At 50.7% G+C, this 13,523-nt stretch carries 15 protein-coding genes and 2 tRNA genes; 3 read left to right on the top strand and 14 right to left on the bottom strand.

Translation table 11 applies throughout. From position 1 onward, the window contains the following. Positions 1 to 108: 108 nt before the first annotated feature. The 3 genes from EPV75_RS05115 to EPV75_RS05105 all read right to left on the bottom strand — a co-directional run bounded on the left by EPV75_RS05115 (position 109) and on the right by EPV75_RS05105 (position 2,347). Positions 109 to 405, bottom strand: a complete 297-nt coding sequence (locus EPV75_RS05115; RefSeq protein ID WP_029937755.1) for a rhodanese-like domain-containing protein — start codon at positions 403 to 405, stop codon at positions 109 to 111. A 213-nt stretch (positions 406 to 618) separates the two neighbouring features. Further along, complete coding sequence (locus EPV75_RS05110; RefSeq protein WP_128384676.1) at positions 619 to 1,116, bottom strand: phosphatidylglycerophosphatase A family protein; 498 nt, start codon at positions 1,114 to 1,116, stop codon at positions 619 to 621. A 19-nt stretch (positions 1,117 to 1,135) separates the two neighbouring features. Continuing rightward, the gene (locus tag EPV75_RS05105) at positions 1,136 to 2,347 is read right to left on the bottom strand and encodes an argininosuccinate synthase (RefSeq protein WP_127119901.1); all 1,212 of its coding nucleotides are present in this window, start codon (positions 2,345 to 2,347) and stop codon (positions 1,136 to 1,138) included. Positions 2,348 to 2,809: 462 nt separating this feature from the next. Between EPV75_RS05105 and asd the strand changes: the two genes are divergently transcribed. Both asd and EPV75_RS05095 read left to right on the top strand, forming a co-directional pair. Then, a complete protein-coding gene (gene asd / locus EPV75_RS05100; RefSeq protein WP_128384675.1) occupies positions 2,810 to 3,700 on the top strand; it encodes an archaetidylserine decarboxylase in 891 nt (296 codons plus the stop codon). A 108-nt stretch (positions 3,701 to 3,808) separates the two neighbouring features. Further along, a complete protein-coding gene (locus EPV75_RS05095; RefSeq protein WP_068648249.1) occupies positions 3,809 to 4,147 on the top strand; it encodes a P-II family nitrogen regulator in 339 nt (112 codons plus the stop codon). 63 nt (positions 4,148 to 4,210) lie between these two features. Here EPV75_RS05095 and EPV75_RS05090 read toward each other — a convergent pair whose 3' ends face one another. From EPV75_RS05090 to EPV75_RS05070, 5 genes are all read right to left on the bottom strand, one after another. Then, positions 4,211 to 5,008: a hypothetical protein gene (locus EPV75_RS05090; RefSeq protein WP_128384674.1), complete on the bottom strand. Its 798-nt coding sequence runs from the start codon at positions 5,006 to 5,008 to the stop codon at positions 4,211 to 4,213. A gap of 36 nt (positions 5,009 to 5,044) precedes the next feature. Continuing rightward, complete coding sequence (ntrC, locus tag EPV75_RS05085) at positions 5,045 to 6,496, bottom strand: nitrogen regulation protein NR(I) (RefSeq protein WP_128384673.1); 1,452 nt, start codon at positions 6,494 to 6,496, stop codon at positions 5,045 to 5,047. 77 nt (positions 6,497 to 6,573) lie between these two features. Then, positions 6,574 to 7,671: a nitrogen regulation protein NR(II) gene (gene glnL / locus EPV75_RS05080; protein WP_029937748.1), complete on the bottom strand. Its 1,098-nt coding sequence runs from the start codon at positions 7,669 to 7,671 to the stop codon at positions 6,574 to 6,576. Between the two features lie 21 nt (positions 7,672 to 7,692). Continuing rightward, entirely contained in the window at positions 7,693 to 8,349 is a 657-nt protein-coding gene (locus tag EPV75_RS05075; RefSeq protein WP_128384672.1) for a metal-dependent transcriptional regulator, read from the bottom strand. Positions 8,350 to 8,353: 4 nt separating this feature from the next. Then, positions 8,354 to 8,617: a hypothetical protein gene (locus EPV75_RS05070; RefSeq protein ID WP_128384671.1), complete on the bottom strand. Its 264-nt coding sequence runs from the start codon at positions 8,615 to 8,617 to the stop codon at positions 8,354 to 8,356. 178 nt (positions 8,618 to 8,795) lie between these two features. Between EPV75_RS05070 and EPV75_RS05065 the strand changes: the two genes are divergently transcribed. Further along, a complete protein-coding gene (locus EPV75_RS05065; RefSeq protein WP_128384670.1) occupies positions 8,796 to 9,563 on the top strand; it encodes a hypothetical protein in 768 nt (255 codons plus the stop codon). A 165-nt stretch (positions 9,564 to 9,728) separates the two neighbouring features. On the opposite strand, the gene EPV75_RS05060 is transcribed toward EPV75_RS05065, so the two are convergent. The 6 genes from EPV75_RS05060 to tolB form a co-directional block, all read right to left on the bottom strand. After that, positions 9,729 to 9,804: transfer RNA gene (locus EPV75_RS05060), tRNA-Lys, on the bottom strand. 47 nt (positions 9,805 to 9,851) lie between these two features. Beyond that, positions 9,852 to 9,927, bottom strand: a tRNA-Lys gene (locus EPV75_RS05055). Positions 9,928 to 10,000: 73 nt separating this feature from the next. Beyond that, a complete protein-coding gene (gene queC, locus EPV75_RS05050) occupies positions 10,001 to 10,684 on the bottom strand; it encodes a 7-cyano-7-deazaguanine synthase QueC (protein ID WP_029937744.1) in 684 nt (227 codons plus the stop codon). Positions 10,685 to 10,703: 19 nt separating this feature from the next. Further along, a complete protein-coding gene (ybgF, locus tag EPV75_RS05045) occupies positions 10,704 to 11,510 on the bottom strand; it encodes a tol-pal system protein YbgF (protein WP_128384669.1) in 807 nt (268 codons plus the stop codon). 18 nt (positions 11,511 to 11,528) lie between these two features. Next, the gene (locus EPV75_RS05040) at positions 11,529 to 12,155 is read right to left on the bottom strand and encodes an OmpA family protein (RefSeq protein WP_192894040.1); all 627 of its coding nucleotides are present in this window, start codon (positions 12,153 to 12,155) and stop codon (positions 11,529 to 11,531) included. 39 nt (positions 12,156 to 12,194) lie between these two features. Then, entirely contained in the window at positions 12,195 to 13,493 is a 1,299-nt protein-coding gene (tolB, locus tag EPV75_RS05035) for a Tol-Pal system beta propeller repeat protein TolB (protein WP_128384667.1), read from the bottom strand. Positions 13,494 to 13,523: the final 30 nt, after the last annotated feature.

Raw genomic sequence — 13,523 nt, 5'->3', positions numbered from 1 at the left:
ATTTCTGTTGTTGTGCAATCAAACAAACACCCAGTTATAAAAAAAGCACCAGGCCTGGTGCTTTTTTATCTTGGATGCATTATGTCCGCGCGAAGAACGCGCAAGCCATTAAGAATCTGGACACTGCGTCCAGGCTTGAGATGGCCCCATGTTATAGACTTCATCGAAGCCCAGAGACAACAAAATCTGCATCGCCATATGTGAACGTTGACCGGAACGACAAAACACAATCACCGGCAAATCCTTGCTCAACATGCTGTCGCCAACTCGGTCGATATCCTGAAGGGGAATATTGACCGCACCCGGCAATTTGTTCATCGCATATTCTTCTGGCGTTCTCACATCCACAAACTGCGCGTTTTTTTCTTTAATCAGTCGTTTTACATCTTCACATGCCGTAAACATTCTTCTTTAACCCGTTATTTTAGAGAGCGTTACACTAAATGGATGCACGAGTAAAAAAGGCTAAAATCCGCCCGATTTACGTTGAAAAACTTGCCAATGGCTGCGTTTTCCGCCTTAATCGAACAGATTTTTTCTCTTTTTTTCTTCGCACCCCACTCGTACAAAGCTCTCATTTAATGAAATCTAATTTTTCTCGAAATATACCTTAATGCCTTATAAAAAGCCAGTTTGCAGGGCCCAAATAATAATTATGGCGTAACAAGCTGCCATTATGTCATCGAGCATAATCCCAAAGCCGCCGGACACCTTTTGGTCGGCCCAACGAATCGGCCAAGGCTTAACGATATCGAAAATTCTGAAAAAAATGAACGCCATTGTCCAATAGAGCCAAGATTGCTCCGGCAGAGCCAACAGCACCAACCAGATGCCTGCAAACTCGTCCCAAACAATCCCGCCGTGGTCATGCACACCGATTTGGCGCGCCGATTCACCACAAATATAACTGCCGAACACCAAGGCCAACGCCAACACGCTCCAGGCTGCCGCTTCGCTCCATAATAAAATGGGCAAAAATAACAGCAATCCCAACAGTGTGCCGGCGGTCCCCGGCCCTTTCGGTGCCAAACCGGAACCGAAACCGAAGCCCAGCCACATCACCGGATGACGATTCAAGTCCGTCCAGCGAACCGGTTTAGGCTGTTGCGTCTTCATGACAAGTTCGGCCTGAACGTTACTTGCCGCGCTTCTTGGCAGCCGTTCTCAAACGCAATGCGTTCAACTTGATGAAACCTTCCGCATCCTTGTGGTTATAAGCGCCGCCATCGTCTTCGAAAGTGGCGATGTCTTCATCAAACAGACTGTTGTCGGACGTGCGTCCCACCACAATCACATTTCCTTTATACAGTTTCAAGCGGACTTCACCGGAGACATTCTGTTGCGACTGATCGATTAGTGCCTGCAACATTTCACGCTCCGGACTGAACCAGAAACCGTTGTAAATCATTTCCGCGTATTTCGGCATCAACTCGTCTTTCAAGTGCGCCGCATTACGGTCCAAGGTCAAGGATTCCATCGCACGGTGTGCTTTCAGCATAATGGTCCCGGCCGGAGTTTCATAACAGCCGCGCGCTTTCATGCCCACAAAACGGTTTTCCACCAGGTCGTCACGACCGATGCCGTTTTCACCGCCCACCTTGTTCAGGTATTCCATAACCGTCGCCGGGGACATCGCCTCACCATTGATGGAAACGATGTCACCTTTTTCATAACCGATGGTCAAATAGGTCGGTTCGTCCGGTGCATTTTCCGGCGAGACCGTCCACAACCACATATCCTCTTCCGGTTCGTTGGCCGGATCTTCGATAATGCCGCCTTCATAAGAAATGTGCAGCAGGTTGGCGTCCATCGAATACGGCGATTTTTTGCCTTGTTTTTTCTCGATACTGATATTGTGCTCTTCGGCATAGGCCATCAGTTTTTCACGTGACAGCAAATCCCACTCACGCCAAGGCGCAATGACTTTGACGTCCGGCATCAAGGCATAAGCGTTCAACTCAAAACGCACTTGGTCGTTCCCTTTCCCGGTCGCGCCGTGAGAAATGGCGTCGGCACCGGTTTCCTGAGCGATTTCCACCAAGCGTTTCGAAATCAACGGACGCGCAATGGACGTCCCTAAACGGTACTCGCCTTCGTAAATCGCATTGGCGCGCATCATCGGAAAAACGAAATCACGTGCAAATTCTTCTCGCAGGTCTTCAATGTAAATTTCTTTGATGCCCATGGCTTGCGCTTTGGCACGAGCCGGCTCCACTTCTTCGCCTTGCCCGATATCGGCGGTGAAGGTCACCACCTCGCACTGATATTCTTCTTGCAACCATTTGGCGATAATTGACGTATCCAGACCACCCGAGTAGGCCAAAACGACTTTTTTAATTTCCGACATGCGATTTCCTTGTTAAAAAGTAATACTGTTAATCGCGCGAATTATACATTAAAATCAACTGTTTTTTAAAGGAACCTCTGATTGAATCGGTTTGGATTCTGGCAACGCCAAGTTTTCGTCTTCAAGGCCTCATTTTGAAGGGCCATCTGGATACCGCGAAAAAGGATAACGCAGAAGTCGGAAACTTGGCTAAGCCCCTTCGGGCGGGGCATAAAGCCCACCTCTTCGTTGTTATGGATCTTGACCTTAGAATGACTAAGGTCGGCGAGCCACGCCTAGAATAGGTGGGCTTTAAGTCCCGCAGAACCTCAAACTGATTCAAGCAGCGGTTCCTTAATGCTACTTTGCGTTTGCCCGCGAATTTATTTTCACAGGCAAACCCGCCCGGCTTCTGGCTTCCGTCAAACGCCGAGCACCGCAAACAGCCATTCACTATTTTGAATACGAGACAGGTTTCCCCGAATGCGATTTACCGATTTTTTCAAGGTCGTTCCCCAGTACTTTTTGCCCCAGCAATTGCTGTCGAAGGGCATGCACTGGTTTATGCACATCCGCCAGCCTTGGGTGAAGAACACCACCATCAAATTGATGACAAAGGCCTACAAAATCGACGTCTCCGAAGCGGAAGACGAGGACTTCGAAAACTACCCGCATTTCAACGCCTTTTTCACCCGTGCCCTGAAACCCGAATTACGACCGATTGACGGAAACGACCAGGCCTGGTGCAGCCCGGTGGACGGCGTCATCAGCCAATCGCAAGCCATTCAAGGCCACACCATGATTCAAGCCAAATGCCATGACTACTCTTTGGAAGCCTTGCTGGGCGGCGACATCGAATACGCCAAAACCTACACCAACGGCGACAGCTGTGTCATCTACCTATCTCCCCAGGATTACCACCGCATTCACATGCCGGCCAACGGCAAGCTGCTGTCCATGACATACGTGCCCGGCGACCTCTTCGCCGTCAACCCGGCGACGGTCCGCAATGTCGACGGCCTCTTCGCCCGTAATGAACGCTTGGTGATTCGCTTTGAGAACGAACAGGGGCCCTTCTGCCTGATCATGGTCGGTGCCATTTTCGTCGGCAGTATGGAAACCGTCTGGCAGGGCAAAATCACCCCGGATTATTTGCCGACTTTGCAACACTGGGACTATCAAAACGACGAACAACACTATAGCAAAGGCCAGGAAATTGGCCGTTTTAACATGGGGTCCACCGTCATCCTACTCAGCCCGGAAGGCAAAATGCCAGGCCTGGGACAAATAGCGGAAAATACCCCTATTCAAATGGGCCAAATGCTGGCACAATATGCAGAAGATAATTTTTCAGCGCAGGAAAATACGCCTTAGCCTTAACCGGCCGTCCATTTCAATGTTGCAACATTGGAATGGGCAAGGCTCACGCTTTTGCTCTGCAACAATAAATAAAATGAAATCCCAATACGAGGAATGGTTTTTATGAAAATGGTTACTGCGATTATCAAACCTTTCAAACTGGACGATGTACGCGAAGCCTTACATGAGATCGGCGTACACGGCATGACCGTGATCGATGTCAAAGGTTACGGCCGCCAGAAAGGTCATACCGAAATGTATCGTGGCGCTGAATATGTCGTCGACTTCCTGCCGAAGTTGAAATTGGAAATCGCCGTGAGCGAGGATAAGGTGGACCAAGTCATCGAAGCCATCACTCAAACGGCGCAAACCGGCAAAATCGGTGACGGCAAAATCTTCGTTACCGCCATCGAACAAACGATTCGTATCCGTACAGGTGAGACCGGGCCGGAAGCACTGTAAGCGCATCCCCCTCTCGCCCTTCAAAAAACGACCAGGCCTGGTCGTTTTTTATATCTGCACTTTCTAAACCGCTCCCTCTCTCGACGGCCAAATCGATACTCCCACTCGGTTCTTTTGGCAAAGCTCGGCATTCTCACTGGATTCACCGAACGGAATGACCTCCCAATCCCAAGCGAGCTCATACGCCGGTAACGGCACATCCCAAGCGGGGTCCAACTGATCGGTTAAACGACCACTGCGGTCGTATTCCCGCATTTCCCGGTCGGCAATCAAACACTTCACTCCGCCAAACCGATTTAAATACGCCAAATGGGCTTGAATCAGCGCCTTACCAAACGCATCGGCTTTCGCTTCCGATAAACCGAACCGGTCCATCAGCCAACGGACCGGAATCAACGGTAATTGCGTCGCCAGATTCAAGGACACCACACAATCGACCTTTTCCGGTTCAATCCCCGGCAAACTCGGCGGCTCCACAACGCTTCCGCCCTGTTCGACCTTCGCCAAACAACCGCTGACATCCGCTTCCAATAAGGTCACATTATCGTACTCGGCCGCCTGGCGACGGGCCGGCTTCAAAAACACCATATCCACCAAGGTCACGGAGGCGAATGTCTGGCTTAAAAACGATAACGGGATGTCATTCAGCGAACCGGCGCCCAGAACGACGATGTGGCGAAAGGAAGTGCATTCCGCCACCGCTTGGCGGATGGCGGCCTGACATTGCTCGAAATGCGGCTGCCAGGACTGTTGACAGCGTTGATGGCGCGCCGACATAGCGATGGCTTCATGCAGAAAGCCCATCTTGCGTGCCAAACGCGAGGACGGCGTGGTATAGAATTGAACGAACTCTTTCAGCATCCGGGATTACATCCAAACGGACGACAGCCGTTCGGCTTACTCATCCAATCCCAATGCCTGGGTTTTACGCGTCAAGGTGTTCCGCCCCCACCCAAGTAACTGCGCGGCCTTCTGGCGATGGTTCATGCTGTGTTTCATCGCCACTTCAATCAACGCTTTCTCGAAGATTTTCTCCGCTTCGGTGTGCAGTTCCGATTGACCGGCGTTGAGGAAGTTTTTCGCCCAGAGACGCAACGGCGTTTCCCAATCTTCCGACATATCGCCAGGACCGCCTTCCACGCCGCTCATCGGCTCTGAGTCGTTTTGCAGTTCCAATGGCAAGTCTTCCATATACACGGTTTTATCCGGCGCCATAATGGTCAACCAGGTGCATAAACTGCGGATTTGGCGCACATTCCCCGGCCAAGGCAATTCGGCCAGATACTTTTCGACCGGCTTGCTCAAGCGCTTTTCTTCCAAGCCGTAGGTTTTGGCTTCCTCGGTCAAGTAATAACGCACAATCGGCAAAATATCTTCGCGGCGTTCACGCAAGGCTGGCACCTTGATTCGAATCACGTTCAGACGGTATAGCAAATCTTCACGGAATCGCCCTTGTTTGACCAGCTCCTGCATGTTTTGGTGAGTGGCGGCGACAATGCGCACATCGGTTTTAATCGGGGTTTTTCCGCCGACGCGATAAAAGGTGCCGTCATTCAGAACCCGAAGCAAACGAGTTTGCAAATCCACCGGCATATCACCGATTTCATCCAGAAACAGCGTCCCCCCATTGGCTTCTTCAAATCGTCCCATGCGCTGAGTGTGCGCCCCGGTAAAGGCCCCTTTCTCATGACCGAATAACTCCGACTCCAACAAATCACGTGGAATCGCCGCGGTGTTGATCGCCACAAACGGTCGATTGGAACGGCCGCTCAATTCATACAGCGCACGCGCGACCAACTCTTTCCCCGTCCCGGTTTCCCCGGTAATCAAGACCGTCACATCCAATTGAGACACACGCCCCAAAATCCGGAACACTTCCTGCATCGACGGTGCCGAACCGATGATATTCAACGGCTGCTTGGTCTGCTTGGATTTACGCACCCGCTTACCGCCCGACATTTGACGTTTGACCGCCCGGTCGATAATCATCAACGCATCGTCGATATCAAACGGTTTTGGCAGATACTCGAAAGCGCGACTTTGGAAGGATTTTACTGCGGTATCCAAGTCGGCGTGCGCCGTCATGATAATAACCGGAATGTCCTTATCGTGGTCATGAATGGCTTCCATGAATTCCAAGCCGTCCATACCCGGCATGCGAACATCCGAAATCACCACGGTCGGACGCTCTTCATGCAGGTTGCGAAGAGCCTCAAACGCCGAATCAAAGGCGCGAATGATATAAGGCCTGTCCTCAAGGGATTCCGCCAACACCCATCGAATCGAGGCGTCGTCATCCACGATCCAAACCACTGGGTCCGATTGATTTCCGTTTGTTTCTTGTTCCATGCCGTTTTCCTATCAACTCATGCTTGCTTGTTTACTGTTCACTCAAGCCGCTTCGCTTAAATTCCGTTAAAAAATGTTTAACCCCGTTCCTTACGCAATAACCGCTGAGTTTCACTGCGGTTATGGTCGAACGGTAAATAAATATTGAACACGGTATTGCCAGGTTCGCTTTGGGCCACAATCAAGCCGCCGTGTTTACGTACAATGTTCTGCGAGACCGAGAGCCCCAAACCGGAACCGCTCTTCTTGCTGCTCACCATCGGATAAAAAATGGAATCGAACACATCCGGTGCAATGCCCTCTCCTTCGTCCATCACACTGATGACGGCCACCAGCGGATAGGTCTTGGTTCCGAGCGTGAACTTCGATTCGACGCGGGTTTTCAACGTCAGCACGCCGCCGTGTTTTTCCATCGCCTGAATCGCGTTCTTCACCAGATTCAACAGAGCTTGGACCATCGCCTCGAAGTCCATCGAAATCTCCGGGATACTCGGGTCATAATCCAGCTTGATAAAGACGTTATCCGGTTTTTCGCCACGTACGACATCAATCACATAGCCAATCAGTTCGTGAATGTTATAAGGTTCCTTATCCGCATCGCCTCTCGGCCCCAACATGCGGTCCACCAGGTTTTGCAGCCGCTTGACCTCGCGCAGAATCACTTCCAGGAACTGATCGGCCTTGTCGTTATCCGGAAAACGTTTCTGCAACAACTGGGTCGAGCCGTAAATACCGGCCAACGGGTTTTTGATTTCATGCGCTAACGTCCGCACAAGCAGATTCCCGGCTTCATATTGATGCCAACGTTCGTCTTCTTCAGCAATCCGATGGTGGCGCTCGGTGTTGTAAAGTTCGATCAACCAGCCGTCGTCGCCATCCATTTCATAATAGGAGATGGTACAGGTCACATGAATTTTCTGGGCATCCGGCAAACGAATCGTGTACTCGTGAATCGTTAAACGGCCGGTACCACAGGCATGAATATCATCCAAAAGACGGGGCAAGATATACCGCCAGTTCATGCCGATAACCCGTTGAGCGCTGAGCTGCAGCAACTCGGCTCCGGCCAAGTTGATAAACCCGATATTTTCGTTCTTATCAATCCAGACAACCGCGGTGGTCAACCCGGCCAGAATTTCGACCAGGTTGACGTTCTGCTTAATCGGGTGCGTCATGATTTACGGCTCCTCATCGCCTCAAGCGACAAAAATAGATTCAGCCAGACGGAAGTCCAGCGGGTGTTGCGTTCCGGCGATTTCAATGGAAATCGGTCCGTCAAACGGCGCTTTTTGTAAAACGCGCACCTTTGCGCCTTTCACCAGCCCAATCGAAAACAAATAACGTAATTCTTCCGGCGAGCGGTTTTGAATTCGAATCACTTCCAGGGTAGTTTCCAGGTCGGCTTGCGACAGACCAATCGCGGCCTGCTCAATCATTTCGCCGGATTCATCCGGAATCGGCGAACCGTGCGGATCTTCCGTCGGACGTCCAAGTTCTTCCCACATCCGATTGGTCAACTTATCGGAAATGGCATGTTCCAAAACTTCCGCTTCTTCATCGACTTCGTCCCACTGATAGCCCAATCGCTCCACCAGAAACAATTCCAGAATGCGATGTTTGCGAATCATGCTCAAAGCCACTTTTCGCCCGGCATCGGACAAGGCCACGCCATAATAAGGCTCGTAACGAATCAACGCTTTATCCGCCAGCTTTTTGAGCATATTGGAAACCGAGGCCTGCGAAATCGCCAAACGCTCGGCAATCGCCGACGTACTCACCCCTTTATCGGTCTCATTTGCTTCTTCAAGCTTGTAGATGATTTTCAGATAATCTTCAAGTGCCTTACTGGCCATCACATTACGCCTTCGAGATATCCGTCGCCATCATTTCCAGCACCACAGAGGCATCCGGAAAGCCCAGAATATACACCACCACGAACAGCGCCAGGAAAATAAATCGAGTCAGTCCCTTAAACGGCAAGGCCGGGTGTGAAATGATGCTGAACCCCAATGCACTGACCACGGCTCCCCATGCGGACAAAGTCATGCCCAGTAACGCCATCAGGACACCAAAGGCCATGGCATAGTAATGCCAAGTAAATTTTGCTTTTTGCGCCGGCATCTGTCTTCCTCAAAATCCATTTTAACTATGCACTATTTTAATGCATTATGCCCCATATTTTAAAAACTTTGCGACATGAACCTGAAAAGTTTTTCAGTTACAATCTACCCCATCCAAGCGATCGCTTCGCTTTCTCGAATGGAAGCGATTGAAAAACTTAAAAAATAAAGGAAAACCGATGAAAAAAACCGTTGTTGTTGTCGGCCTGGGAGAACTGGGCAGTGTCTTCGCACGTGGCTTTTTACGACTGGGGCACCCCGTCCAGGGCGTAACGCGCAATCAGAATATTGACGAAATGGCGAATGAGATTCCGGACCCCGAAGCCGTTTTAATTGCTGTCGGTGAAGCCGACATTCACCAGGCCATCCAAAACTGCCCGGCCAACTGGGCCGACAAGGTGATTTTGCTGCAAAATGAACTGCTGCCTCGGGATTGGGCGGAATCGGCCCTTCAAAACCCGACCGTTATCTCCGTTTGGTTTGAGAAGAAAAAAGGCATGGACAGCAAAGTCGTGTTGCCGTCACCGGTTTTCGCCCCGCACAGCAAACTGGTTTTCAATGCCCTCTCACAAGTCGATTTACCGTGCGTTCAGCTCGACAACGAAGACGAACTTTTATACGAGCTGGTGCGCAAGAATCTTTACATTCTGACCACCAACATTGCCGGTTTGGAAGTTGGCGGCAATGTGGACCAGCTTAAACACCAGCATGCCGACGTCATGAATGCTGTAGCGCAAGACGTCTTGGACATTCAGGACGCTTTAACGGACTCTCAACAAGACCGGGAAAAGCTGATGGCGGGCCTAGACGAAGCCATCCACGGCGACTTGGAACATAAGTGCATGGGCCGTTCCGCTCCGGCACGCTTAACGCGTGCTTTAACGTTTGCCGACCAATTCGGATTGGCCGTGCCGACCTTACGTAAAATCGCCGCCGACCACCTATAAACCGCGTATCGTCAATTTCAAAAACCGCCAGGCCTGGCGGTTTTCGCCCTTGCTAACCCAAACTGACAAGCCACCCATCTGCTAGACAAACCATTGCTTGAACACGGCAAAAGACCGAACGTTTAAATACGGTTTGGAAAATAACAATTTCAATATGAAGGAAAATGGTGGGTCGTGCGCGATTCGAACGCGCGACCAATTGGTTAAAAGCCAACTGCTCTACCAGCTGAGCTAACGACCCATAATATAATGAAAGGATTCCAAATTAGATAAGACCATTTGCATAAATGGTGGGTCGTGCGCGATTCGAACGCGCGACCAATTGGTTAAAAGCCAACTGCTCTACCAGCTGAGCTAACGACCCTCTCTGGAATGGGGCGTATTATACAAGGTGAGAGCGGTTTGGCAAGTTGTTTTTAGGCTTTTTTCGAACTTTTTTAGTGCGTGTTCACGTAAACCGTCGGGTCGGCCACGCCAGCCGCTTCAAACCCTTGTTTACGCAACCGACAAGAATCACAAACGCCGCACGCAGCGCCGGAATCGTCCGCCTGATAACAGGACACGGTTTGGCTGTAATCCACCCCTAAACGAATGCCTTCCTGAATGATCTGACTTTTGGTCAAATCAATCAAAGGAGTACGAATATGCATCTTATGACCTTCCACCCCGGCTTTGGTTGCCAGGTTCGCCATGACTTCAAATGCTTGGATGAATTCGGGACGGCAATCCGGGTAGCCGGAATAGTCCACGGCATTGACGCCGATAAAAATATCATCCGCATCCACCACTTCGGCCAACCCCAAAGCATAAGATAGGAAAATGGTGTTACGGGCGGGTACATAGGTCACCGGAATCTGGTTTTCTTCCACGCCCGTCGTCGGCACGTCAATCGCATCATCGGTCAAAGCCGATCCGCCGATCGCACGCATATTCATCGACATGACCCGGTGTGTTTTCGCACCGAAGGCTTTAGAAACCCGTTCTGCCGCCAATAACTCGGCTCGGTGCCGCTGACCGTAATCGAAACTCATGGTATGGCATTCATAGCCTTCGGACTGGGCAATGGCTAAAACCGTAGCCGAATCCAAGCCTCCGGAGAGCAAGACAATGGCTTTTTTCACAGTGTGACTCCCTATTGCCTTATTTGCTCTTCAAATCTTTCAAGCGCTGCTCGGCTTTGGTGGCCGCTTTACCCTTAGGAAACGCTTTCAAAAGTTTTTCATATAAGGCCTTGGCTTCTTTAACCTGACCCATTTCCTGATGCATGTCAGCCGAACGCAGTAGCGCATCCGGCGCTTTGCTGGAATCCGGGTATTTTTCATACACCATTTTAAAGGCTTCCAGCGCTTTCTGGTCATGCCCTAAAATCACCTCAGACTCCCCTTCCCAGTACGAAGCGTTACTGGCCAGTTCACTCTGCGGGTATTGTTTTTTGAATTTGGCAAAGGCTTCGGAAGCCGATTTGTAATCCGATTTTTTAATCAACCCAAAGGCTTGATCATAAGCTTTCTTTTCTTCGGCGGTAGCCGGGTGGATAGCATGGGTCTTCGCCTTCGATTCGGCGGCCGCTTCTTTCGTCGCTTCTCGTGATTCAACGACTGATGTTACGGCCTCTGAACTCACCACCGGCACCGCTGTGACGGCCTTTCCGGCCGGGCGGGTTTCCAATTGATTGATGCGCTCATCGGTTTCCTGATATTGCTTCGCCATTTTGTCACGCGTTTGCGACAGCTGATATTTCAAGCGATCAATTTCACCATAAAGCTCTTGAATTTGGCGTTGCTGTTCCGCCAGACGACGGCTTAACTGGATCAACACCGGGTTGTCGGCCCGGCGCTCCAAACGCTCGACGCGCTGTTCCAATGATTGAGTGGCGGCTTGAACCGTTGCGCTAAAACCGACCACCGCCAGCAGTAGGGCCATTGCAGATGTCAGAGCTTTTACCATCGTGATTGACTCCGGAAATTATTGTGCTTTGATTTCGACTCGACGGTTTTTCGACCAGGCTTCTTCATCGTGCCCTTCATTCGCAGGCATTTCTTCACCCATCGTGATGACATCGATTCGATCGTCGCTCACACCGTACAACATAAAAGCTTCCGCCACGGCTTTGGCTCGACGTTCGCCCAAAGCCAAATTGTACTCCGGCGTACCCCGTTCATCGGTATGCCCCACCAATTGAATCTTTTCATCCGGATTATCCACCAAAATCGCCGCATAATGCTTCACGGTTTCCAGAGAGGTATCGTCCACAATATATTGATCGTAACCGAAATAAATCACCGGCTCGAAGGTCTGCCCCATATCGGTGACGGATTGATTCGCGGCGTTCAAATCCTGACTGGCCAGTTCTTCGCTGCTCACCGCCGCGCCAGTGGCACCACCGGCGCCCATGACTTCGACTTCATTGATTTCACCGGTATCGGCTTTCTCCAGCTCAAGACGCGCTCTTTCTTCATAATCCACGCCGGAATCATCCGTTGCCGGATCGATGTTCATATCGGCATTTTCGCCGGTTTTCGGGTTGCTGCTACACGCGGCCAATGACGCAATTAAAGCAATGCCCAAGCCCAGTTTCAGTTGATTGTACATACCCAACTCCTTAAATGTCATGTGTTTCGTAAATCAGTCTCAGTTCGACTGAAAAGGCCCCCAGGACGGCGAACGGACTTCGCCCTTCTGAACGCTTAGAATCTGTGTCGTATTGTTATTCGGTGAAACCACTGCCAATTTACCCTGCCCGCCTTGGTTCATGGCATACAAAATCATTTCACCATTCGGCGAAAAGCTCGGAGACTCATCCAGGTAAGTTTTTGTCAGGATATTGAATTCATCATTATACAAGTCCAACAAACCGATGTGAAAGCCCCCGTTGGCGTGAACCATCGCGACGTAACGTCCATCCGGCGACACGGCCGGATTGGCGTTATAACGACCGACGAAGGAAACACGGCGAATTTCGCCGGTATCCAAGAAAACCTGGAAGATTTGCGGCTGGCCGCGGCGATCCGAATTGAAGAACAAGGAGTGCCCGTTCGGCGCCCACACCGCTTCGGTTTCAATCGCCCAGTTACGTGTCAATCGTCGCAACTTCTTGGTTTTCATATTCATGATATACACATCGGCCGATCCATCTTTGGATAAGGTCAGTGCCAAATGCTGACCGTCCGGTGACCAGTTCGGCGCACCGTTAATGCCTTTATAACTGGCAACGATTTCACGCGTTTTGCCATCCAAACTTTGAACGGCAATCTCCGAACGGCCGTTTTCAAAGGTAACATAAGCCAACTGCTTGCCATCCGGAGACCAGCTCGGCGACATGATTGGCTTGCTTGACCGTAAAATCGGTTGTGAATTGTAGCCGTCCGAATCGGCCACTTCCAAACTGAATTGTTTTTTACCGTCAACAGTCTTCACCGTCACATAAGCGATACGGGTATTGAATGCGCCGCGGATCCCCGTCAGCTCTTCGTAAATCAGGTCGCTCATTTTGTGCGCCACTTGGCGTAAGGCACTTTTTGGAATATTAACCCAGCGCTTACCGATGACCTGTTGCTTACGTAGCAAATCAATGAATCGCATTTCGATTTCATAATGCCCGTTGGCGTCTTCCTTCAATTGCCCAATCAACAGATTGTCGGTTCCCAATTGCTTCCATTCAGCAAAATCAACCTCATCCAACGTCTTCGGGCGTGCCGGCAAACGGCTTTCCGCCACAGGGCGGAATTTACCGCTGCGCAGCAGATCATTCCCGATGACATCACTCATATTTACGGGCGGCGTCACGGTTTTTCCCTGCCACTCAAACGGCAGAATCGCAACCGGTAATGCACTGTCCGAACTCTGGTCAATTTGAATGGTCAGATCGGCCTGCGCCGTTCCAACCCACAACCATAGAAACGCGATGAAATACTGGGAAACTTTCTTCATATTCGACATCATTGTGATTCAGCTCTGCAA

This window comes from Hydrogenovibrio thermophilus (assembly GCF_004028275.1).
In the GTDB taxonomy this organism is placed as follows: Bacteria; Pseudomonadota; Gammaproteobacteria; order Thiomicrospirales; family Thiomicrospiraceae; genus Hydrogenovibrio; species Hydrogenovibrio thermophilus.
The sequence above is the reverse complement of the archived record's forward strand: the minus strand, read 5'-3'. Positions and strand labels throughout refer to the sequence as shown.

Excerpts from the sequence above, each read along its gene's own strand:
- EPV75_RS05115 (WP_029937755.1), bottom strand. The coding sequence starts at position 405 with ATGTTTACGGCATGTGAAGATGTAAAACGACTGATTAAAGAAAAAAAC.
- EPV75_RS05110 (WP_128384676.1), bottom strand. The coding sequence starts at position 1,116 with ATGAAGACGCAACAGCCTAAACCGGTTCGCTGGACGGACTTGAATCGT.
- EPV75_RS05105 (WP_127119901.1), bottom strand. The coding sequence starts at position 2,347 with ATGTCGGAAATTAAAAAAGTCGTTTTGGCCTACTCGGGTGGTCTGGAT.
- asd (WP_128384675.1), top strand. The coding sequence starts at position 2,810 with ATGCGATTTACCGATTTTTTCAAGGTCGTTCCCCAGTACTTTTTGCCC.
- EPV75_RS05095 (WP_068648249.1), top strand. The coding sequence starts at position 3,809 with ATGAAAATGGTTACTGCGATTATCAAACCTTTCAAACTGGACGATGTA.
- EPV75_RS05090 (WP_128384674.1), bottom strand. The coding sequence starts at position 5,008 with ATGCTGAAAGAGTTCGTTCAATTCTATACCACGCCGTCCTCGCGTTTG.
- ntrC (WP_128384673.1), bottom strand. The coding sequence starts at position 6,496 with ATGGAACAAGAAACAAACGGAAATCAATCGGACCCAGTGGTTTGGATC.
- glnL (WP_029937748.1), bottom strand. The coding sequence starts at position 7,671 with ATGACGCACCCGATTAAGCAGAACGTCAACCTGGTCGAAATTCTGGCC.
- EPV75_RS05075 (WP_128384672.1), bottom strand. The coding sequence starts at position 8,349 with ATGGCCAGTAAGGCACTTGAAGATTATCTGAAAATCATCTACAAGCTT.
- EPV75_RS05070 (WP_128384671.1), bottom strand. The coding sequence starts at position 8,617 with ATGCCGGCGCAAAAAGCAAAATTTACTTGGCATTACTATGCCATGGCC.
- EPV75_RS05065 (WP_128384670.1), top strand. The coding sequence starts at position 8,796 with ATGAAAAAAACCGTTGTTGTTGTCGGCCTGGGAGAACTGGGCAGTGTC.
- ybgF (WP_128384669.1), bottom strand. The coding sequence starts at position 11,510 with ATGGTAAAAGCTCTGACATCTGCAATGGCCCTACTGCTGGCGGTGGTC.
- EPV75_RS05040 (WP_192894040.1), bottom strand. The coding sequence starts at position 12,155 with ATGTACAATCAACTGAAACTGGGCTTGGGCATTGCTTTAATTGCGTCA.
- tolB (WP_128384667.1), bottom strand. The coding sequence starts at position 13,493 with ATGAAGAAAGTTTCCCAGTATTTCATCGCGTTTCTATGGTTGTGGGTT.